Annotated in this window: 19 protein-coding genes; 8 read left to right on the top strand and 11 right to left on the bottom strand. The window is 68.9% G+C overall.

Annotated features, from left to right (window positions below; genetic code table 11):
* The first annotated feature begins 3 nt into the window (after positions 1-3).
* A complete protein-coding gene (locus tag VQ02_RS21960) occupies positions 4-1,071 on the top strand; it encodes a DUF7146 domain-containing protein (RefSeq protein WP_048446350.1) in 1,068 nt (355 codons plus the stop codon).
* A gap of 335 nt (positions 1,072-1,406) precedes the next feature.
* Positions 1,407-2,333, top strand: a complete 927-nt coding sequence (locus VQ02_RS21955; protein ID WP_157080748.1) for a DUF2493 domain-containing protein — start codon at positions 1,407-1,409, stop codon at positions 2,331-2,333.
* A 39-nt stretch (positions 2,334-2,372) separates the two neighbouring features.
* On the opposite strand, the gene VQ02_RS21950 is transcribed toward VQ02_RS21955, so the two are convergent.
* Positions 2,373-2,843, bottom strand: coding sequence for a hypothetical protein (locus VQ02_RS21950; RefSeq protein WP_053080496.1), 471 nt, complete (start codon positions 2,841-2,843; stop codon positions 2,373-2,375).
* Positions 2,844-3,392: 549 nt separating this feature from the next.
* On the opposite strand from VQ02_RS21950, the gene VQ02_RS37430 reads away from it, so the two are divergent.
* Both VQ02_RS37430 and VQ02_RS38325 read left to right on the top strand, forming a co-directional pair.
* The gene (locus VQ02_RS37430; protein ID WP_157080747.1) at positions 3,393-3,566 is read left to right on the top strand and encodes a hypothetical protein; all 174 of its coding nucleotides are present in this window, start codon (positions 3,393-3,395) and stop codon (positions 3,564-3,566) included.
* 578 nt (positions 3,567-4,144) lie between these two features.
* Positions 4,145-4,318 carry a hypothetical protein gene (locus VQ02_RS38325; protein ID WP_167350778.1) on the top strand — a complete coding sequence of 58 codons (174 nt, stop codon included), beginning with the start codon at positions 4,145-4,147 and terminating at the stop codon, positions 4,316-4,318.
* Between the two features lie 172 nt (positions 4,319-4,490).
* Here VQ02_RS38325 and VQ02_RS21945 read toward each other — a convergent pair whose 3' ends face one another.
* The 3 genes from VQ02_RS21945 to VQ02_RS21935 are packed head-to-tail and all read right to left on the bottom strand — an operon-like array spanning position 4,491 to position 6,944.
* Entirely contained in the window at positions 4,491-6,488 is a 1,998-nt protein-coding gene (locus tag VQ02_RS21945; protein ID WP_048446349.1) for a type IV secretory system conjugative DNA transfer family protein, read from the bottom strand.
* On the bottom strand, positions 6,485-6,682 hold the full coding sequence (locus tag VQ02_RS21940) for a conjugal transfer protein TraD (RefSeq protein ID WP_048446348.1): 198 nt from the start codon (positions 6,680-6,682) through the stop codon (positions 6,485-6,487). The genes VQ02_RS21945 and VQ02_RS21940 overlap by 4 nt, the downstream gene beginning before the upstream one ends.
* Positions 6,666-6,944, bottom strand: coding sequence for a TraC family protein (locus tag VQ02_RS21935; RefSeq protein ID WP_048446347.1), 279 nt, complete (start codon positions 6,942-6,944; stop codon positions 6,666-6,668). The genes VQ02_RS21940 and VQ02_RS21935 overlap by 17 nt, the downstream gene beginning before the upstream one ends.
* 552 nt (positions 6,945-7,496) lie before the next feature.
* Between VQ02_RS21935 and traA the strand changes: the two genes are divergently transcribed.
* From traA to VQ02_RS21915, 4 genes are all read left to right on the top strand, one after another.
* The gene (gene traA, locus VQ02_RS21930) at positions 7,497-11,207 is read left to right on the top strand and encodes a Ti-type conjugative transfer relaxase TraA (protein ID WP_053080495.1); all 3,711 of its coding nucleotides are present in this window, start codon (positions 7,497-7,499) and stop codon (positions 11,205-11,207) included.
* A gap of 218 nt (positions 11,208-11,425) precedes the next feature.
* Complete coding sequence (locus VQ02_RS21925) at positions 11,426-11,713, top strand: hypothetical protein (protein WP_048446346.1); 288 nt, start codon at positions 11,426-11,428, stop codon at positions 11,711-11,713.
* The gene (locus tag VQ02_RS21920; protein WP_048446345.1) at positions 11,710-13,011 is read left to right on the top strand and encodes a Fic/DOC family protein; all 1,302 of its coding nucleotides are present in this window, start codon (positions 11,710-11,712) and stop codon (positions 13,009-13,011) included. The genes VQ02_RS21925 and VQ02_RS21920 overlap by 4 nt, the downstream gene beginning before the upstream one ends.
* Positions 13,008-13,919 carry a hypothetical protein gene (locus VQ02_RS21915; protein WP_048446344.1) on the top strand — a complete coding sequence of 304 codons (912 nt, stop codon included), beginning with the start codon at positions 13,008-13,010 and terminating at the stop codon, positions 13,917-13,919. Before VQ02_RS21920 ends, VQ02_RS21915 begins: the two co-directional genes overlap by 4 nt.
* Before the next feature lie 81 nt (positions 13,920-14,000).
* Here VQ02_RS21915 and VQ02_RS21910 read toward each other — a convergent pair whose 3' ends face one another.
* The 7 genes from VQ02_RS21910 to VQ02_RS21885 form a co-directional block, all read right to left on the bottom strand.
* Complete coding sequence (locus VQ02_RS21910) at positions 14,001-14,411, bottom strand: hypothetical protein (protein WP_245239812.1); 411 nt, start codon at positions 14,409-14,411, stop codon at positions 14,001-14,003.
* A 14-nt stretch (positions 14,412-14,425) separates the two neighbouring features.
* The gene (locus tag VQ02_RS21905) at positions 14,426-17,413 is read right to left on the bottom strand and encodes a hypothetical protein (protein WP_048446342.1); all 2,988 of its coding nucleotides are present in this window, start codon (positions 17,411-17,413) and stop codon (positions 14,426-14,428) included.
* Complete coding sequence (locus tag VQ02_RS21900) at positions 17,410-17,895, bottom strand: hypothetical protein (protein ID WP_048446341.1); 486 nt, start codon at positions 17,893-17,895, stop codon at positions 17,410-17,412. Before VQ02_RS21900 ends, VQ02_RS21905 begins: the two co-directional genes overlap by 4 nt.
* Positions 17,896-17,908: 13 nt before the next feature.
* Positions 17,909-18,163 carry a hypothetical protein gene (locus VQ02_RS21895; protein ID WP_048446340.1) on the bottom strand — a complete coding sequence of 85 codons (255 nt, stop codon included), beginning with the start codon at positions 18,161-18,163 and terminating at the stop codon, positions 17,909-17,911.
* Positions 18,163-18,321, bottom strand: a complete 159-nt coding sequence (locus VQ02_RS37425; RefSeq protein ID WP_157080746.1) for a hypothetical protein — start codon at positions 18,319-18,321, stop codon at positions 18,163-18,165. Before VQ02_RS37425 ends, VQ02_RS21895 begins: the two co-directional genes overlap by 1 nt.
* Entirely contained in the window at positions 18,321-19,616 is a 1,296-nt protein-coding gene (locus VQ02_RS21890; protein WP_048446373.1) for a DotG/IcmE/VirB10 family type IV secretion system protein, read from the bottom strand. The genes VQ02_RS37425 and VQ02_RS21890 overlap by 1 nt, the downstream gene beginning before the upstream one ends.
* Before the next feature lie 11 nt (positions 19,617-19,627).
* Positions 19,628-20,436, bottom strand: an 809-nt coding sequence (locus VQ02_RS21885) for a DotH/IcmK family type IV secretion protein (RefSeq protein ID WP_048446339.1), incomplete at its 5' end; no start/stop codon positions are given.

Genomic DNA, 20,436 nt, shown 5'->3' with positions numbered 1-20,436 from the left:
ATCATGCCGACACTACCCCCCGCCTCGGATATCGCGGCTCAACTCGCCAACAATGTCGAGTGGTTCTGTCGGCGCTACCTCTCCAACGGCTACCGCTCCGGTCGGTACTGGTGCGTCGGGGACGTCTACAACACCGAGGGCGGCTCCCTCTACGTGCGCCTGACCGGCCCGGCCAGCGGCAAGGGCCGGCGGGGCAAGTGGCAGGATGCAGCCACCGGCGAGCACGGCGACCTCCTCGACGTGATCCGGCTTCAGCGCGGCGAGGACTGGCGCGACGCGCTGGCCGAGGCATGGGCCTTCCTCAGCCTGCCCGAACCGCCCGCGCCGGAGCGTCGCGAGGCGCTCCCACCAGCGCGTGACACCACGGAGTCGGCCCGGCGGATGCTGCGCTACGGGCGGCCGCTCGCGGGCACCCCGGCGGAGGCCTACCTGCGCTCACGCGGGATCGAGCACGCCGCGAGCTTCGCCGCCCTGCGCTTCCACCCGCGCTGCCTCTATCGGCCGTCCCGCAAGCATCCGGGTCCGGATACCTGGCACCCGGCCCTGCTCGCTACCGTCACCGATCTCGATGGGTCGGTCACGGCGGTAGGCCGGACCTGGCTCGCGCCGGACGGGCGTGGCAAGGCCGAACTTCCGAAACCCCGCCGCGTGCTCGGCAACCTGCTGGGCCACGGCGTGCGCTTTCCCGGCACCGTGTCGGATGTGATGGTGGCCGGCGAGGGCGTCGAGTCGGTGCTGTCGGTCCACCGCCTGATGCCGAGCATCCCCCACGTCGCCGCGCTCTCGGCCGGGCACCTCGGCGCCCTGATCCTGCCGGGGGGCCTGCGCCAGCTCTACATCGCCCGCGACGCCGACGAGGCCGGGGAGCGGGGAGCCTGGACCTTGCGCCAGCGCGCCGAGGCTCAAGGCATCCTGGTCAGTGACCTCGTTCCGCGGGAGGACGACTTCAATCGCGACCTGTGCCACCTCGGCCCGCGCGATCTCGCCCTGCACCTGGCCCCGCAGCTCGACCCGAACGATGCCGTGGCGCATCTCCTGTTCGATGAGGGCGGGGAGGCGGCTGCCGCCTGAGGAGTGGGTGGAGAGGCCCGCTGGCACGCAGGGGCCGCGAGAGAGCCCGCCTCCACGGCCTTCTTGAGAGGGCGACGGGATGCCGGGTCGGGGGACCTTGGGCGCAACGGCTTCACGCCCGACGATTTTCCGCCGCCGCCCGTCGGGCGGCTTTGCATCGCGAAACAAAATCGACGGTCGCAGAGCCGTCCTCCGCTCCGCTCCGGCCCGCGCGGCCGCATCGCAAGACGTGCGATGCGGATCCTCGCGCGGGTGCGCCAGGCCCCCGAGCCCGGCCTTGGGTCGCCATGAAGGCCGCGATGGACGCGGTCCCCGGACCCTCGAGGAGCCAAGCGATGCTCGACCACCTGACCCACGACCTCGACGAGGACCTTCAGCCTGATCCGAGCCTGCTCGAGGAGCTCGCGGTCACCGGCTACCGCCCGTTCGAGGAGCACGACGATCCCCGGCCCCTGCCCGGCGCCTTCCAGATGGACGGAGCCCTCAACGTCGCGATGTCCTCCCTCGAGCAGGCCTTCGCCGACACCCGCCTGGAGGACGACCTCGAGGACGTGCTCTGGGGCTTCGTGAACGTCTTCCACCGCCGGGTCGAGCAGATCAATCGCAAGCTCGACGAGAACGAGCAGGCGCAGCGCCAGAGCCAGCGCGAGCAGGACGGCAGCGAAGTGCTGTCGGTCGAGCTGGAGCGGCTCATCGCCCTCGGGCAGACGCTCTGCGAACGCCGCAACGCCTTCGAGTACGCCCGCGACGCCGCCGCCCACCGGTTCACCCGGATCACGAAGTCGCTGTGGCGCCCGCGCTCCGGCTCGCAGGTCAACCGCGCCACGATGACCGCGGCGATGATCGACTCGCGCGACTTCATCAGCGCCCGGCGCCGAGCCGAGACCGAGATCCACCTGCCCCCGGGCACCCGGATCGCCTTCACGGGCGGCAAGCAGTTCCAGGACGTGTCGGTGATCTGGGACACCCTCGACAAGGTGCGGGCCAAGCACCCCGACATGGTGCTGCTCCACGGTGGAGGCGACGGCGCCGAGCTGATCGCGGCGAAGTGGGCCGAGAACCGCAAGGTCGCGCAGGTGGTGTTCCGGCCCGAGTGGAAGCGCCACAGCAAGGCGGCTCCGTTCCGGCGCAACGACACCATCCTGGAGCAGGCGCCGATCGGGGTGGTGCACTTCCCCGGTGGCGGGATCTCCGACAACCTCGCCGACAAGGCGATGGCGAAGGGCATCCCCGTTGCGCGGGGCGTGAAGGCCGGCGCGTGAGCGCCGGACCCCGGGAGCGAGCGGCCCGTGATCGGGCCGCTATCCCTCGACGTGGCTCGGGTGCCAGGCGGCCGCCCGGGTCTCCCTGGCAAGCCGCCGATAGGCCTCCTCGAAGGCGCCGTGCACGCGTTGATCCTGGATCAGATCGGTGACCAGTAAGGCCAGCCGGTCGTAGGCCCCGCGCGGGAGGGAGACCTCGGTATCCGCGTCGCGATAGAAGACGACATCGCCGATCTGGACCAGCGAGAACCCAATGCGGTCGCAGAACACGGAAGCTTCCCCGTCAAGCTGGAAACCCTCGATCAGGTCGGCGACGTCCTCGACGCCGGTCGCCGAAAGGGGGAGGCCACTGAAGGTCAAGGTGAGGCGCAGATTGGCCGGCTCCCCGACTTCGAACCGAAGCGAGGTGGTGCCATCGAAGATCGCCTTCAAAGTCGACCAGGAAGATGCCGGAAGAGCCTCGGCGGGAGCCTCGGGGCAGGTGAACGGCTCGAGCGGGTTGACGGCCATGACTACCCCAAGGATCACCCTGATTGCCGCAGGGTAGCACGCAGGGAAGGCAGGGTCAGCACTGAACCGGAGCCGACCCGATCCAGGCTGGAAGCGCTCCTCCCCAACAAGAGTCGCGCATCTGGTCAAGCCGCGAGACTGGCGGGGCCGCAGCGGCGCCACGCGAGACGCGGCGCAGCGCGTCAGCCACCTGCAATCAGGAGCGACGGCGGGGGTAGCAGATGGTCACACCGCCCATCCGGCAAAGAACGCCGACCGGCAGGTTCACCCATGGCGTAGGGCGCAGGAGGAGGCGCGGCAGTGACGTTCGCGCCGGCGTCGAACCGTCCCAACACGATGGCGACACGGGAACAGACGGCGGCTCCGCCCGCAACCGTCCGGCCGGACGATTTTCCCCTGGCGCTATGCGCCATTCCTCGCGGGACGAAATCGCCAGTCCGGCCGGTCCTCCGCTGCGCTCCGGCCCCTCGAGGGTGCGGGCGACACCGTCGCCTGTTTGAGGGGTTGCATCGCGCCGGGGCGGTCCCGAGCGCCAGGGAAACCCAGCCGATGCTCCTCTCCACCGACATCCCGCAGACCGATCTTCGTGCGAACCTCGAGGCGATCCTGGCCTCGATGAATGCGGAGATGAACTCGCTCTCCGACCTGGCCGCGCGGCGCGTCGTGGCGGAGTGCATCGAGACGATCCAGGACGCGATCGACGACCTCCCTGTGGGGGCCTGAGCGAGCCACCACGAGGGTCGGCATGAGCCGGCCCTTCGACCATGTCGGGAGACCGGGAACCTCGGCGCTGAGTGGTGCCCGGATCGTGGAGGTATCGGTGCCCGGCTGGACGCGCTCCTCCCCGGCGAGGGCAGCCTATCTGGTCAGGCCGCGAGGCTGGAGGCGTCCGGAGCGGGCGCCATCACGAGCGGCGGCGGCGCGGTGAGGGGCGCCCTCCCGCGCCAAACTGGACGAGCGGCGAGGGCCACGAGCCGGCCACCCCGCCCCATCCGGCAAGCCCGGCGTCCGGTCGATCCGCCCCAAGCGGAACCGGCGGTGAAGCGCGGCGCCGACGTTCGCCACAGCGTCGGACCGTCCCTACACGATGGCGACAAGGGAACAGACGGCGTCTCCGCCCGCAACCGTCCGGCCAGACGATTTTCCCCTGGCGCTGCGCGCCATTCCTCGCGGGACAAAATCGTCAGTCCGGCCGGTCCTCCGCTGCGCTCCGGCCCCTCTCGGGGTGCAGGCGGAGCCGCCGCCTGTTTGGGGGGTCGCATCGCGCAGGGACGGTCCCGAGCGCCACAGGAACCCAGCCGATGCCGCGCCCCACCTCGACCCTCCCCGCCCACGCCCGCTACGCCCTCGTGACCCACGTCGCCGAACTCCGCGCCGAGCTGGCCTCCATCTCCTGCCCGCGCGAGCGGCGCGCCATCCAGGCCGAGCTGAAGGCCGCCCAAACCCGGGTCGCCCAGCTTCCCCCGGAGGGCTAAAACCCCCTCCTCCAGGGCCGCCCGAACGGCGGCCTTCGACCCCGAAGATCGGGGAGCCATACGCTGGTTCGTAGCGCGCGGGACAAGCCTTCGGCGGGCCCCCGTCCGGGCGCCCGCCGAACCGTCCTTGCGGACGGGTTTCGCCGCGCCTGGCGCCACGGCGAGCGGCCCGTCAGGCCGCCTGTGGGCTCGCCTTGATCTCGTTCCTGTAATCATCGGCCTCCTGGCTCTCACGAGCGAAGAAGCGGTTCTCCTTGACGAGCTTCTTCATGTCATCGCGACGGAAGTAGATCGCCCGGCCGCAGCGGATCGGCTCGACACCCGGCACGCACAGGATCTGCTCGTCGCGCCGCATCGTGTTGATGATCTCGTCGGGCATGATGAGTGCCCTTTTGTGAAGCGCCGTCGAGGCCGACACGCTCACGCCGCCCGAGCCTTTGCCCGTCCGGGCCTGCTGGCTGTACGAGATGATTTCCTGCGTGAAGTACCCGCACCGCTCCGACAACGCCTTGGCCGTGTCAACGTCGGTGACGGCGGAGAAACTCTGCCACGAGGTCGACTCGAACCACGCCGAGACGGCGTCCTTGTCGCCCCATTGTTGGCGTAGCTGGCCCAGCGCCTGGTACACCATCACGAGCACGATGCCGTACTTGCGGCCGGCGTCACGGGCGACCTCGAGCAGGCTCATGTTGCCCAGCCGTGCCGCCTCGTCGAGGATGAACGCGACGCGGTCCTTCACCTCACCGTTGGCGTGGTAGAGCGCATTCAACAGCCCGCCGATGATGACCCGGGCGAGGCCCGGATAATCCTGAAGCGTCTGGAGATCGAGCGCGACGAACACGTCGACATCGTCCTCCACGAGGTCGAGGCTGGAGAACGCCCCATCCGACACGATCGCGGCATATTCCTTGAACGACAGCCAGTTCGTCAGGTCGGCCGCGGTGGCGTAGACGCCCGAGAACGTCTGCGGCGTCATCGACTTGAACGGGCCAAGCGCCAGCGCGGCAAACGAGTCCTTTTCCTCCGCGCGAAGGATCCACCCGAGCTGCATCAGGAAATCGGGCTCGGGCTGCGAGATCAGCTCTCGCAAGGTGCGTAGCGTGCGCGGCCGGGTCGCATCAAAACCCCTGTTGAGGCAGATGTGAGCCAGCACCCCGCGGATGAGCTGGAGCGCCGAGTTTCGGAAGAAATCATTGGGGTCGGCGCGCTTGACCTGGCCGGTGGCGATCCAGCCGACCACGGCCGCGATGTCCTTCTCGGCCGAGTCCTCACCCCGCCCGATCCAGTCGAGGACGTTGAACCCGCTCTCCAGGTCCTTCGGCGTGATGCAGTGCACGCGCCGGAAGTTTCCCGGACCGCGCATCTTTTTCCGGTAGTCGGCGAGCATCGGATACAGCTCGGTCGAGGGATCGAGCACGACAGTGTTCCAGGGGCACGACAGCAGCATCGGGATCACGGTGCCCGTCGTCTTGAACCCGCCGGATCCGGAGAAGATCAGGCCGTGCCCGGAGCCCAGATCCGCGTTGAACCCCATCAGGGGTTTGCGGCCCCCGGAGCCCCACGTCCTGCGATCACCCGGCTTGAAGATCCGCGACTGGCTCTTCGCATCGAGATCGGGTCGGTACAGCTCGCCCAGCACCAGTGCGCCATCCTCCGGGAACAGCTCGCCGGCAAGCCGCATCGTCGCCCATTCGGCGTCGCCGTGGGCGGCCGATTTCGAGCGGATCGGCTTGTTGTAGCCGCGTGTGGTCTTCTTGACCCGGACCAGGGAAACGACCGGCGCGACGAAGGCGACGAAGCCCGCAAAGCACACCGCGCAGAACAGCGGGATGTCGGTCTTGCGCAGCAACGCTCGCGTGTCCGCCCCCGGGGTGAGGGCGGTCAGCCGGGCGATCTCCTCGCGCACCGTCCATACGCACAGCCCGATCAGGAACAGCGAGGAGAACACGGCGACGACCCGGCCGCTGTCGCCGGGCCGGGCCAGGCCACAGATGGCAAATAGGATGAGCGCGGGGAACGCGACCGCGGCCACCCGTATGGCCTGGACCATCATCGAATGGCCGGGCTCGACGACGTAGAACGACCCGACGAGAGGCGCGAGAACCAGCGAGAACGCGAGGTGCAGAGCGAGGCCGATCGCGACGGCGATGGCACCGTAGAGCCACTTCATGCCTTGAACTCCTTGTCCCCGAGCCGAGCCATTTGCTCGACCACGTCAGGGTCGCGGATCCGCTCGCGAGCCTCGATCAGGAGGCCGAGCAGGACGTTGCTCGGCAGGTCGGAGAGGCCGGCTTTGATGACGAGACCGCCGAGCTGGATCTTGCGATAGGCGTCGGCGCGACGCTCCTCATGCCGCTTCATCATGAGTTCCCTCCGGAGCTTGTCCAGCGCCTCGAGGTCCCTTTGCCTTTGGCTCCGCCACCTGGGGTGCCTCGCCACGAAATCGCTTCACGATCGCCTCCAGCTCGCGCGTGAAGTCCTCATCCGAGATGTCGATCGAGCCAATCCCGGCCTTGATCGCCAGGCCACCGAGCCGCTCGGCCTCGGCCTTGTCGTGCTTCTTCAGCTTGGACTGGAGGGCCTCGATCTCCTTGACGATCGCTTCGCGGGACTTGGATCGCGCCATGGCTGCTATGCTCCTCTGTAGGGGGTTCATCGCGCATACCAGCAAAGGGCGATTGCGCAAACGCACACCTGCGTAAGATGCGTCACTATCTTTGCCTCAAAGGGCGAGCGTGTTTCACCTGTCACAGGGTCATTCATGGAGAGGTCTGGTCCTGTCTTCCGGCGTCGGCGCCGACGGCATCGCGGACCGACGCTGATCCAAAGATCCGTTCCAGCCCCCCCACAATAGCCACGCTGACCTCCCGGCGCCGGCGCGACTTGATCCACACGCATGACACCGATGCGGCCGAGCCGGAGCCATGCAATACGGCCGAGATTGGCCGATTGCAGACGGCCCCCGGCGAGCCAAATCCTCCAAGGGAAATCCCGAAATCGTAGGTTGGCAGGCCGGTTCCAACGGGTTGCTGCTTGCGGCCCCGAAGGGGCCTATTCTAAGCGGAGCTACGGAGCGAAGCGCCTCCGCAAAGTCACTGAAGCAGAGCGAAAGTGCGCACTTATGGGGAAATTTGCATTTCCCTGAGTTAGGTGCTAATGGCCAAGCTCGGAGCCTCGCATGGCCATCTACCATCTCGCGTCTCAGGTCATCAGCTCCGGCAACGGCAAGAGCGCCGTCGCCTCGGCCGCCTATCGGCGCGCCACGGTCATGACCCGCGAGAGCGATGGCCGGATCATCTCGTTCACCGGCAAGCAGCACGTCGTTCACACCGAACTCAGCCTGCCCTCGGAGGTGCCGGCCTGGTTTCGGACCGCCATCGATGGCCGCGATGAGAACGGTGCTTCGGAGTTTCTCTGGAACGCCGTCGAGAAGAAGGAGGGTCTGAAGGGCACCGGCTTCGCGATGGAGATGAACATCGCCCTGCCGATCGAGCTGACGCTAGATCAGAACATCGCGCTCGCCCGCGACTGGGTCGAGACCGAGGTCACATCACAGGGGTTTGTCGCCGACTGGGCGGTTCACGATGCCCCCGGCAACCCGCACATCCACGTCATGGTCCCGCTTCGCAAGCTCTCGGAGAAGGGCTTTGCTGCCAAGTTCGAGTTCGCCAGAGACCGCGCCGGCAACATCCTCTACCGCGACGACGGCAAGCCACGCTACGAGCGGATGGCTGGCCCGATGAAGCATCTCATGCCGTGGCGTCGGTCCTGGGGCGAGGTCTCCAACCGGCATCTTGCGGCGGCGGGTTTCGACCTTCGCATCGACCACCGTTCTCACGTCGAGGCCGGCATCAAGATCGAGCCGACCGAGCACATCGGCGTCCAGGCTTCCAACATGGTCGCCCGAGGTACGGTCGCCGATCGCGTCGAGGCGGAGAAGCAGAAGCGCATCCGCAATGCACAAGCCATCATCGACGATCCCGAGACTCTGCTGCCGATCCTGTCGCGCGAGAAGAGCGTGTTCGATGAGCGCGATATCGCCAAGGCGGTGTTCCGCTACATCGACGATCCTGCCGCCTTCGAGGCGGTGCGTTTGCGGCTCGGGCAATCGCCCCAGCTCGTGGCGGTGGCCGAGGAGGTCTTCGACCCCGAGAGCGGGCGCGTGGTCTCCCCGGCACGCTGGACGACACGGGCGCTGCTCCACGCCGAAGTCGCGATGCAGGCCGCCACCGGCCGGCTCTACGCCGACACCAGCCACGGTGTTTCCGATCGCGCGCTGGCGCATGCTTTGGCGGCGCGCCCCGAGTTGTCGGAGGAGCAGCGCGATGCCGTGCGTCACGTCACGGCACCGGACCGGATCTCGGCCGTGGTCGGGTTCGCGGGTGCCGGCAAATCGACCATGCTCGGGGTGGCACGCGCCGCCTGGGAGGCCAGCGGATACCGCGTCATCGGTGGAGCTTTGGCCGGCAAGGCGGCGGAGGGGTTGGAGCGCAGTGCCGGCATCCCGAGCCGCACCCTGGCCTCATGGGAGCTTGGCTGGAAGCACGAGCGCGATGTCCTCCAGCCACGCGACGTGATCGTCGTCGACGAGGCCGGCATGGTCGCATCCGAGCAGCTCTCACGGATCGTGCAAGAGGTCGAGCGGCGCGGGGCCAAGCTCGTGATCGTCGGCGATGCGATGCAGCTCCAGCCGATCGAGGCCGGCGCCGGCTTTCGGGCGATCACCGAGACCATCGGCTACGCCGAACTCTCCGAGGTCCGGCGCCAGGTCCTGCCTGAGATGCGACAGGCGACGAAGGACTTTGCCAGGGGGCGGGTCGCTGAGGCGCTCGAGGTTTATCGCACGGCCGGGCTCATCCGGTTCACCCCGGACCGGGACGCTGCCCGCGCCGGCCTGATCGCGGCCTGGAAGCCGGATTATCTCGGGTTGAAGCCCGACGGTCGCCCATCCCAGACGCTGATCCTCGCTCACACCAACGTCGACGTTCTGGCCCTCAATACCCTCGCGCGATCCGCGCTGAAGGAGGACGGCCATCTCGCCGATGAGGCGCGGTTCGTCACGGCGCGCGGCGAGCGGATGTTCGCTCCCGGGGATCGCGTCCTGTTCCTGGAGAACGACCGTCAGCTCGGCGTGAAGAACGGCATGCTCGCCACCGTCGAAGCGGCATCGAGCGGTCGTCTCACGGTCAGGCTTGATCGCGATGGTGTCGGCGATGGGCCGCAGATCGAAATCCAGGCGGAGGCCTATCGCAACCTCGATTACGGCTACGCGGCGACCGTTCATAAGTCGCAAGGCGACACCGTCGATCGGGTGCACATGCTGGCCACGCCCGGCATGGACCAGCACCTGACCTACGTGACGATGTCGCGCCATCGCCATGCCGTCACGGTTCATGGCGCGCACGTCGACTTCATCCCGCCCTGGCGCATGAAGAAGCTCGGGCCCGCCGCTACGGGCGATGTTCTGGACGCGGCCGCCCTCGCCGGATTGACGCGACGGCTGTCGCGCGACGGCTCCAAGGCCTCGACCCTCGACTATGCCGACGAGGCTGCATTCCGCGAGGCAGCGGTCGCACTGACCCGCCCGCCGGAGCTGATGGACGACGCGATCCGGGTGGATCGTCCCGGCGACGTTCCGCTGCTCGATGCCGGTCGCATGGCCGATGGCTTCTCCGCTCTGGCCGAACGGTTGGAGGCGGTACGGGGCCGGCAGGATGCCGTTGTCGTTCCGTCGCCGGACCCGTCGATTGGCTCGCCTTCGCTCGCTGCACTCGACGCCGCTCTGACTCGTCTGGAGCGTGCCGAAACCGAGATTGCGGACCGGGTCCGTCCGGCCGATATGCGCGCCCTCGCCTCGGCCTTCGCCGAGCGCCGTGGGCTCAACGGTCACGCCGTTCTGGTGCCTGCGCTGGTGAAGCGCGCACGCACGATGATCGTCGCGGCTCAGGCGCGCTGGCGCCGCGTGCACGACCTCGCCAGTCGACTTGCCACGGCTTGGCAGTCTCTTTCCGCATCACGCCCCGCCGCCGTTGAAGCTCCGGTCGCCAAGGCCCCGCTCAAGCCGTTCCTGGCCGCCGTTCCCTACGACGAAGCGGCGATCGACGAAGTGCTCGAAAGCCGCGTCGATCCGGAACGGGATCTCAAGCGTGAGCTCGCCTCATTGCACGCCGAGATCCGCATGTCGGTCAAGGATCCCGCCAAGCTGTTCGATGCGATCTACGCCCAGCTTCGAACCTCTGGTCGGGGCTACTCGTCACGGATCGGCGACCTGCTGGACAACCCCGAAGCCTATGGCGGCCTGCGGGGTCGAAAGGGCTGGTTCGTTCCCAAGGCCGAGAAGGAGGAACGCGAGAAGGCCGAGGCTGCTTATGGGGCGATCCAATGGACCGCCGTCGAGCTCAAGAACCGGTTCTCGATCATGGCCGACAAGGCGCGTCCGGAGGAGGAGCGTTACCGCATGCGCATCGCGATCGAGGTGCCCGGCTTGTCGCCGGCCGCCGCATCGGCACTGACCACGATCGCCCGAACCCCTGGCACCGATCCGCGCGCGTTCGATGCCGTGGTCGCGAAGGCGGTTGCGACCTCCGAGCAGCGGGCCGAGATCGAGGCATTCGCGAGCGCCGTAGGCCGCCGCTTCGGTGCCAACGGGGCGATCGGCAACGCGGCGCACAAGGGCCTCGGCCCGGCGCAGTGGCTGACAAGCGAGGAGCGCGAGATCCTGTCCGGCGGTGGGTTCGTCGCCTCCTACCTCAAGGAGGGCAGCCTGGATCACCTGATCGCCCAGGTCCTGCGCCGGGAACTCGACCAGCGCCTCGACGTGCAGCCGCAGCAAGCCCAAGAACGGCGCCAGGAGCTCGACCGTGACCGGGATCCGGGACTGACGCTGTAACGCCCGATCACACCCGGATCGGCCCCGGTGATTTGGTTGTTAGCACAATCTCCGGCTGAACCTGTGACGCGGACGACACGCGCTTCGTATTGGCCCCGCGGCGACGATGGGTAAGGGTAGGCGAGAGAACAGCCGAGAGTTTTTGCCGTCTCGAGGACGGAACGAGAGTCGCTGCCTGCGTGCCGGATCGGCCGGGCTTCAACCGAGGAACCGCACTCATGAGCTTTCGCGATCTGCCTGCGCTGGTGACCCGGCGCGAGGAGGCCCTCACCCTGCTCGAGGCCCTGGCCTCGGGCGTCGACGAGCGCGAGTTCGCGCCCTTCGTCACCGCGCTCACCTCGCCCGAGGACGAGCAGGCCGTCGCGATCATGCGCGGCTCGGGCAACGAGATGAGCATGCGCGTGCAGCTCGGCGCCCTCCTCTCGGGGGCCGGCCTCGTGACCAACGAGGAGGTGTTCCAGGCCCTCGACGCGCGTCGGGCCCGTGCCAAGGGAGCGATGGCGTGAGCGGCGCTCCCTACGTCTACGAGGGTACCGACACCCTCAGGAACACCGCGGAGATCCGCGATCCGGAGGCCCTGGCCGAGCGCGAGCAGCTCGTCTCGTTCCAGGCCCTGCGCCAGATGCTCAAGGAGCCGGTGCTCGGGCAATTCGACCAGGCGCACTTCGCGGCGATCCATAAGCGGCTGTTTGGCGAGATCTACCCGTGGGCGGGCGAGACCCGCACGGTCGAGCTGTGGAAGCCCGAGATCGTGCTGAACGGCCGCAGCGTCGCCTACACGCCGCCGGCCGGGATCGACCAGCAGATGCGGACCGCCCTCGCCAGCCTCGCGCAGGAGCAGCCCGGAAACCTGAAGGAGAGCCGGCCGGCGATGCGCCTGGCCGGTACCATGGCGACGCTGTTCCAGGCCCACCCCTTCCGGGAGGGCAACACCCGCACCCTGCTGGCGTTCATGGAGCAGTACGCCCGCCACCATAAGCAGCCCCTCGACCAGGCGCTGATCAACCGGATCCCGAGCGAGACCCGCGACAAGCTCGTGCTCGCCACCCGCGGCGAGATCCAGCCCCTGACGCTGATGGTGCGGAATGCCCGCTACTCGGAGGAGCAGCGCGCCCATCCGGTCCTCGGCCGCCTCTCGGCCGAGGCGTTCGAGGCGACCCGCCTGATGGGGGCGCCGCGCATCGTCCTGCCCGAGCCCGGCACCCAGGTCCGCGGCCAGGTGGTCGCGACGAGCTACCACCACGCCCTGGTGCGTCTGGAGCGGCACATCGCGGCGGTGCCGCTCGCCTCGTTCCGGGTGATGCCGGAGAACAACTCGCGGGTCGACGTGCGGGTGCTGCGAAACGACGAGACCCTGGATCGCTCCCAGCCGCGTGAGGAGGTGGCGCGCAGCCAGGTCGTCGGCCGTGTGCTGATCCCGGCGAGCTACGTGCTGCTCGCCGGCCAGCGCCCGGACGATGCCGTGCGCAACCGCATCGAGATCCCAGGCCCGAGCCCCGCGCTCGCCGAGGCGTTGCAGACCCGCACGGCCCGCGAGATCGTCGCCGATCCCGGGCTGGTCGCGGAGGTGCGCCAGATCGACAAGAGCCTGATCGAGCGCTTCGGCCGCGAGGGCTCTGTGATGCTGATCCAGGGCAGCCCCGAGCAGGCCAGGAGCCTGCTGCCTCAGGGGCAGGATCTCGCTGAAATCCGTGCCGTCCTCAAACCGGTGGCGCAGGCTCTGATGGTCGACGATCGCCAGCAGACCCTCGCGCAGACACAGGCGCTCGGCCGTGACGAGCCCCAGCTCGGCCACACGCGATGACGACCCTGCATGAGAACTCGGCCGAGACCGTCACGCCCGCCAGGGTCGTGGTCCTCGGCGTCGTCGCCTTCGCGACGTTGGCCGTCCTCAGCCTCGTGTGGTGGACGTTCAGCCCGGTCCTCGGCCGGATATACGCCGTCCTGCGACTGATCGAGAGCGCCTCCCTGTGGCGGTTTACCGGCTGGGGCCGGTACTTCACCGGCATGCCGGCCGGCGAGCCGTTCGCGTACGTGTCGATCTACAAGTCGAGCGTCGCCTTCGGCCTGGTGACCGCGCTGCTCACGGCGCTCGTCGGCTACTTCGCCTGGCGCAAGCGCAGCCGCCACCACATCGAAGCGCTCATCACCCTGCCGCGTCTAGGCTTTGGGCGGGAGGAAATCGGCAGCCGGTTCATGCCGGCCGACCGGGTGATGCGTGTGCCAGACAAAGACCAGGAGGCGTTCCAGGTCCAGGCAGGCGTTCCAAACACGTTCAAGGGGGTCCGCGACCTCCTCGATGCCCGAGCCGTCGAGACGGAGCTGGACGCTATTCCCTGGCACCTCGCCGGCGCCCTGTTCCTGACGATCGACGCGGTGGCTCCCCTCACCGATCGCAAGGCACGCGACACCGTCCTGAAGGCTGTCAGGGCGGCCGCAGACCGCCACGCGGCGAATCCCCTGGCGGATCAGCCTGTCACTCTCCTACCGACCCTGTACGGCGCCCTGCTCCAGGCAATCACTGAACGGAACGGCCGGGAAGATGCTCCGCTTCGCCAGGTCCATGAGGTGCTCGAGCAGAAGGAGGGCCTCGCCGCGGCCGTCTCGGCGCTCGCGGCCGCGGCTCTCGCGATGCAACGGATCCATTTTCCGGACTACGCGTGGCTTCGCCACGTCGATCCGAACTTGCAGTCTGCGATCACGGCGTACTGAGATCGCTCGAAACGCGGCGCCGAGCGAAGAGGCTCCGCTCGGCGCTGTCGTCGTGCCACGCTGGACCGGCCGGGTCGGCCGTCAGGTGCTCGCGCCGGTCATGTAGGTGGTGACCACGCCGATGATGACGCCCAGGATCGTGACGGCAGAGCCGACGACGATCCCGGCCAGGGACCGGCCGGCATCCTCGCGGGCGTTGTCGTCCTGCGACGACTTGTAGAGCTTCACGCCCGAGATGCCGGCAAGCCCGATGCCGACCACGGCGAAGATGATCGAGATGACGATGCCGGCGTTGTTGCCGCCGGTGGCGATCGAGGACGCGTTGAGCGCCGAACTCGACGCCTTCGAGCGCGAGTTCTTCAGAAATTCGATCGGCGCCGAGGGATCGCCCGAGGCGCTACCGCCCGTCGCTTGAGCCAGCGCCGACATCGTGCTCAGGCCCAGCATCGTGGCGGTGACCAGGGACCGGTAGTAGATATCCTTGATGTTCATTGGGACCTCCATTGTCATGCGGCGGTTCTGGATCGGTCGATCTGGGGTTGAGCGTCGCTCATGAGTTCCCCCAACACTTGATCGACGATCGTCTTTGCGATCCGGTCCTCACCGAACCGCGCAAGCGCGGACATCCGACCCCACGTCTCGATGGCGGTGCCATCGGGAAAGCGTGCAGCCAGGATGCGCAGCGCCTCGTTGACCGCCATCCGGCGGTACAGCTCGTCGCGCACCAGGCGGTCCTCCGCCTTGGTGGTCAGGGCCCACAGCATCCGGGGCCCGAGCGAGTTGTTGAGCACGATCCAGCGCTCCTCCTCGCGCAGCTTGAAGCGCGCCAGGATGTTCGCGCCGCGCCGACCCTGCGGCCCGTGGACCTGGCGCTCGAGCGCGGACTTCACCGCCTGATCGAACCCGAAGGTCTTGCGGGCCTGCTCGCGGATCTCGTTCGAGTCGGCGTTGAGCACCAGCACCGTCGAGGCCATGTTGGCCAGCGTGTCGAAGTCGGCGAGCAGCTGCGAGACCAGGATCAGCTCCAGGCCCCACTTGCGGCCCTCGCGGGCATCCGATTTGACTTGGCGAGCGATCGTCTCGACGCCGCCGGTCAGGTGATACTCGTCCATGCACAGGCGCTTGGGCGTCTCAGCCACCTCGGCGTAGCGCGCCTCCCAGTACCGGACGTATTCTGCCCGGATCGCGTCCTCGGGCGGAAAATCCATCTTCGCGATCTCCTCGGCAAAGCCGGAGATCTTCGACAGGTAGACGTGCCGCGCGATCATGAACATCAGCGCGTTGTTGCGCTCGGCCTCCGGCGACTTGTGGCGCATGGCCACGTCCTGAAGGTCGATCGACACCACCCGCGCCTCGCCGAGATCGAGCCGGGTGGGCCGGGAGAAGATCGGGAACTTCTCGATCGCGCTCTCGAGCGAGCGCTGGACGTGACGGATCAGCTCGGCGGGGAAGTCCTGCACCATGATCGGCTCGGCGAGCACCCGGGCGAAGTCCTCCAGCACCGGCATCGCGTAGCGCTGCGCGCGCTGCGCGGCGGTGGAGAGCCGGCGCTCGACGAACGCGTCGACGATGCTCCACCATTTCGACCGGTCGCCGACCTTGATGCCGTAATGCGCGATCAGCCGATCGAGCTCGGGGTCGACGTTGGGCTGGTAGACCGCCGGCGAGGACGAGAACTGGAGGTCGCTTTTGAGCTGGTAGACCCGCGTGATGAGGCGCGGGATCAGCAACGCCACTTCTGAGTTCGACACGTTGAGGAGCGTCGTCAGGAAGTTCTCGATGAAGCTGCGCTCGCGCTCGAGCGGCATGCGCCGGCCGAGCCCGAGGTCGAGGAAGTTGACAGCAAAGTCCGGCGTGTTGAGGAGCCGGACATAGTACGCCTCGTGCCGCCGCTCCGGGGGAAGCGCGTTGCGCACCAGCTCGATGAACCCGGACGAGCTGACGCCGACGTCGATGACGGCCAGGAACGGCAGCGCCGCGCCGGCGGAGAACGACGCGAACTCGACGTTGAGCCTGTTCATCAGCACCGACTTGCCCGAGCCCGGCGTGGCGTAGATCAGCGTCAGCCAGAACAGCTGCTCGGGCGAGAGCGCCTCGTAGGGCACCGGCTTGCCGTCGGGCGTGACCAGCATGCTCTGGCCCTGCTTGAAGATCGGCGCCGTGCGGTGGAACGGCAGCATCGCCGCGAGATCCCCGAGGGGCGCGATCGAGCCCGGCGGGATCTCGGCCTGCACCGTCATCCCGGCCACCGTCTCGCAGAGAGCCCGCAGCGGGTTGTGGGGGGCGTCGGTCATCACCGCCTCGCCCCAGGTCATCATCCCGCTCATCAGGTACGAGCGCCGCCGCTCCAGGAGCCCCGGATCCTCGCCCGGCTCGGTCCAGGTCGTGGCGATCACCCGGCCCTTGACGATCGCCTCGCCGTCCTTCTCGACCACCTCCTCGAGCTGGCGCAGCGCCCGGAACAGGTTCTTGTTGCTCGGGCTTGCAAAGGCGAGGAGACCCGCCAGGACTTTCTTGAGCCGGAAGCCGACATCCGCGTCGCGCAGTGCCTCGAGGTGGAAGCAGACCCGGAACGGCATGTCGGCCGAGCGGGACGAACTCTCGAGCAGCGAGTCGAGCAGCCGGTTGAACGGCAGGATCGACGAGGGGAACATCCGCATGACCGCGAGCGCGTAGCGGCGCCCGCCCATGTCGAGGGCGCGCATGTTGCTCGAGGCCTGCGCGTTCGAGGTCATGATCTGGCGCGCGACGGTCGGCGTGAAGAAGTCGCTGACGTCGTCGTCGTGGCGCTCCTTGGCACCCGGGTAGCGCCTCGTGCCCGGCCCGTAGGGCGTCCAGCCGTCGGGGGTCTCGTGGTAGAGGACGGCCGCCCGGATCTGCTCCAGATCGCGCCGCCGGCCCTGACCATCGGGAGCCAGGATCCGCCCCTGAAGGCGCGCCTCGCCGAGCGCCTCCATGACCCGGCGCACGAACGCGGCGTGGACGCCGTCGAGCGAGCCGAGCCGCAAATAGGGGTTCTGGGCGTCATGGGCCGGGGGCAGCTCCTGCCAGGCCCGGCGGTTGTCCCGCTGCTCGCGGCGGACCTCCTCGGGCGTGCCGGCCGTCGGCCGGGTCCAGGCGGCGAGCAGGATGGTCTCGGAGCGCGCCCGCTCCTCCAGGACCGCCCGGCCCTCCTCGATCAGCGCCTCGACCGAGAGCCCCTTCTGGCGGGCGCGCCGGCCCTGGCGCTCGACGAAGGGCTCGATGACCTTGGCGGTGTTGAGCGAGGACTCGTAGGAGATCGTGAGCTGGTGGCCGGGCCGCTTGAGGATCTGGGCGATCCCGCCGGCGAAGCGCTCGACCACGTTGACGAGGTAGTCGTCGGGCGAGACGATCGAGCGGATGCCGTCGATCTCGATCAGGGTGACCTGCGACCCGTCATGGGCGTAGACCACCGCCTCCTCACGCTCGGGATCGAACCCGGCGAGGTCGCAGAACTTGTCCGCCGTCCTCATTGGACGCCTCGCAGGATGACCGAGAATTGGTACACGGGCACCGCGAGCGCGAAGAGCCAGGCGCCGAGCAGGCCCGGGACGATCCCCCGCATGAGAGGCGCCGGGCGGACGTGCAGGGCGCAGTAGACCTGCGCGAGGGCAAACACCATCGCGGCGCAGGAGAGCGTGATCGAGGCCGGGTAGTAGACGTAGATCAGCGGCAGGGACGTGATCGCGCCGTCCAGACCGCGCGTCAGGCTGTCGTAGAACAGCCCGGTCAGGAACAGGCAGCCGCCGCCCGCCATGGCGCAAACGTGCAGGATCCGGCGCAAGCTCCGGTCCGAGCAGACCGATACCGACCAGGCCCGCGCGGCCACGATCGCGTAGCAGCCCGCCGCGAGGGTGAGCGCGATGGCGGCCTTACTCACCAGGGGGTGATCGTCGAGATAGGCCGCCGCGTTGGCGGTCAGGTTGTCGATGAGGTGCCAGGATCCGTCGTTCATCGCGTCCAGACCCTCACTCGGCAAAGTAGAAGGAGAATTGCGCGATGATGATCGTGGGGATCGTCATCGCGCAGCCGATCACCCCGGCGACGATCCAGTTGCCCGCCGTGCCGTCGCCGGAGTTGTTGGCCTGGTAGATCCGCAGCATCGCGTAGCCAGTGAGGAAGATGCCGGCGACCGCCGTGATGACGACCACGAGCCAGGCCAGGACCGGCACGAGGTCGATCAGGCCGCGCAGGACGTCGGCCAGGCCTTTCGAGCCATCCATCACGGCTTCCTCACAAAGGAGATCGGCAGGGTCTCGGGCCCGTAAGCGGTGTCGGCCCCGACCGTGACCCGAGCCGCGTCGAGAGGCACCACGACGGGCAGAAGGACGAGGTCGATCAGGCCGCGCAGGACGTCGGCCAGCCCCTTGGACGGACCCATCACGGCTTCCTCACAAAGGAGATCGGCAGGGTCTCGGGCCGGTAGCTCGGGCCATAAGCCGGATCCGGCCCGTAGCCGGTGCCGGCCCCGACCGTGACCCGGGCGGCGTCGAGCGGCACCACGACGGGCTGCAGGAAGACGATGCCGATCGGGAAGTTGGTCGGAGAGGACAGGGTCGGCGGCCGGCTGAAGCTGCGCGCCGCCGCCGCGGTCAGGGCCTGGCCCACCGGCTGCGCGGCGCCGAGGCCCGCCGTCAGCCAGTCGACGTTGCGGCCGGACTGGACCGCAAAGCCGTTGCCGACCACCGTCTGGGTGTTGAGCTGGGTGAGCTGCTGGCCGACCTGGCCCACGCCCTGGATCAGCCCGGCGATGACGAGGCCGCCGTAGCGCTCCAGGGTGTGGTTGTCGACGTCCTCGGCCACGCCCGTGCGGGCCTGGTCGACCGTGATCGCGACCGCCTGCATCGGCCCCTGGCGGCCGTCCTGCAGGATCATGGTGGTGAACCGGATCGAGGCCTGCGTCTGCGAGTAGACGATCTGGCCGAGCAGCCGGATCCCGTTGAGCGGTCCGGGCTGCTGGCGCTCGTCGAGGTCGACGATGGTGGCGAAGATCGGCGCCGCCGGATCGTCCGAGTTGAAGCCGCGATCGAGCACCGCGTAGGCGACGTCGCCGGCACGCGCCACGGTCGCGTGCCGAACGCCCATCCCGAACGGCCCGGTCGGAGGCGGCGGGGCGACGGCGGCAGCCCGCGGCACGGGGGGCTTGGGCCGCTCGCCCTTGGCGAAGCTCCGCACCAGGAACCCGCCCGGGGTCGGCTTCAGCAGCGCCTTGATCTGCTCGTTGATCGCCGCGACCTGCTCGGGGTCGGCCGTCGGCTGGACCGGCACGTCCCGGTACACGGTCTGGATGACCGGCCGGTCCTGGTAGATGATCCGCTCGACCACCTTCGGCTCCGGAGGCGGCTCAGGGGGCTTCGGCTCCGGATTGGCGTCGGGCAGCTCGCCCATCGTCGCGCCGCGCTTCTCGGCGATCACCGTCGGCGCCACGAAGGGCTTGCCGGCGCTGTCCCGTTCGTCGGCCGCCTGGCGGTTGACGCCGGCGCGCCGGTCCGCCTCGGCCTTGCTGACCGGCTTCATCATGTCGTTTGGCGGGTTCGGGGTCTGGCCCCGGATCTCGGAGGCCAGCCCCGCGCCCTGGTCGGCACCGGGCACGTCCCGCAGGATGAAGGCGGCCGAGCCGAGGGCGCCGAACAGGGCGACACCGCCGAGTGCCGCGACAACTTTCGATGAGAGCATCGCCATCCCCCCTAGAACTCGACGCTGATGGCGGTCTCGGCCCCGTCGCCGCGCTCGGCGACGAGGCGCGAGGCCGGGCGCAGGAACTCGTAGACGCGGTAGCCCCCCGACGCGTCGGCCGAGGCGACCGGCTGCGGGCTGACGAGATCGCCCTGGACGCGCACGTACATCCGCTCGCGGTAGAGCCAGGCCTGCGCCCCGCCGGTCGCGGCGAGCTTCTGGGCGCCGGCCGGCGGGGTGCCGGAGCCGAAGAGATGCAGGAGCGCCGTGGTGTCGATCGGGCCCGTCCCGCGCGGCGGACCCGGCGGGCCGGCCTTGCGCACCGGGGCAGTGCTCGCGGTGACCACCTTCACGGGGGTGAGCGGCGAGGTGCCGGCGACCCGCACCGTGACCGGGATGTCCACCGTCTCGCTCTGCCCGGAGAGGATCATCAGCGGGATCGGGTAGGGCACGGCCTCGAGCCGGATCAGGATGTTGCCCCAGGTGTCGTACCGGCACGGCATCAGGTTGATCGAGGTCGGCCGGTCGGCGCCCGTCGCGGCCGGCACCTGGGCCGCCCCCATCGCGGTGTCCTGGCCGCAGCCGGTGCCGTCCTGAGCAAACAGGCGCGGATCGTAGGCGACCGAGGCGATCGGCCAGGGCGCGCCCTTGGCGTCGACGAAGGTGATCGGTGAGACCACGCCGTAGGCCAGGTGCAGCGTCTCGGGCGCCGAGCGGCTGATCTCCTGCGTCACGGTGAGGAGCCGCGGCTCCGCCCGGGGCATGCGCCCGTCGCGGCCCGGGAAATTGCCGGCGCCCTGCGCATCCTGGACCGCGCGGG

This window comes from Methylobacterium variabile, from assembly GCF_001043975.1.
GTDB lineage: Bacteria > Pseudomonadota > Alphaproteobacteria > Rhizobiales > Beijerinckiaceae > Methylobacterium > Methylobacterium variabile.
The sequence above is the reverse complement of the archived record's forward strand: the minus strand, read 5'-3'. Positions and strand labels throughout refer to the sequence as shown.

Coding starts and splice junctions, on each gene's coding strand:
- VQ02_RS21960 (WP_048446350.1), top strand. CDS start 4: ATGCCGACACTACCCCCCGCCTCGGATATCGCGGCTCAACTCGCCAAC.
- VQ02_RS21955 (WP_157080748.1), top strand. CDS start 1,407: ATGCTCGACCACCTGACCCACGACCTCGACGAGGACCTTCAGCCTGAT.
- VQ02_RS21950 (WP_053080496.1), bottom strand. CDS start 2,843: ATGGCCGTCAACCCGCTCGAGCCGTTCACCTGCCCCGAGGCTCCCGCC.
- VQ02_RS37430 (WP_157080747.1), top strand. CDS start 3,393: ATGCTCCTCTCCACCGACATCCCGCAGACCGATCTTCGTGCGAACCTC.
- VQ02_RS38325 (WP_167350778.1), top strand. CDS start 4,145: ATGCCGCGCCCCACCTCGACCCTCCCCGCCCACGCCCGCTACGCCCTC.
- VQ02_RS21945 (WP_048446349.1), bottom strand. CDS start 6,488: ATGAAGTGGCTCTACGGTGCCATCGCCGTCGCGATCGGCCTCGCTCTG.
- VQ02_RS21940 (WP_048446348.1), bottom strand. CDS start 6,682: ATGATGAAGCGGCATGAGGAGCGTCGCGCCGACGCCTATCGCAAGATC.
- VQ02_RS21935 (WP_048446347.1), bottom strand. CDS start 6,944: ATGGCGCGATCCAAGTCCCGCGAAGCGATCGTCAAGGAGATCGAGGCC.
- traA (WP_053080495.1), top strand. CDS start 7,497: ATGGCCATCTACCATCTCGCGTCTCAGGTCATCAGCTCCGGCAACGGC.
- VQ02_RS21925 (WP_048446346.1), top strand. CDS start 11,426: ATGAGCTTTCGCGATCTGCCTGCGCTGGTGACCCGGCGCGAGGAGGCC.
- VQ02_RS21915 (WP_048446344.1), top strand. CDS start 13,008: ATGACGACCCTGCATGAGAACTCGGCCGAGACCGTCACGCCCGCCAGG.
- VQ02_RS21910 (WP_245239812.1), bottom strand. CDS start 14,411: ATGAACATCAAGGATATCTACTACCGGTCCCTGGTCACCGCCACGATG.
- VQ02_RS21905 (WP_048446342.1), bottom strand. CDS start 17,413: ATGAGGACGGCGGACAAGTTCTGCGACCTCGCCGGGTTCGATCCCGAG.
- VQ02_RS21900 (WP_048446341.1), bottom strand. CDS start 17,895: ATGAACGACGGATCCTGGCACCTCATCGACAACCTGACCGCCAACGCG.
- VQ02_RS21895 (WP_048446340.1), bottom strand. CDS start 18,163: ATGGATGGCTCGAAAGGCCTGGCCGACGTCCTGCGCGGCCTGATCGAC.
- VQ02_RS37425 (WP_157080746.1), bottom strand. CDS start 18,321: ATGGGTCCGTCCAAGGGGCTGGCCGACGTCCTGCGCGGCCTGATCGAC.
- VQ02_RS21890 (WP_048446373.1), bottom strand. CDS start 19,616: ATGCTCTCATCGAAAGTTGTCGCGGCACTCGGCGGTGTCGCCCTGTTC.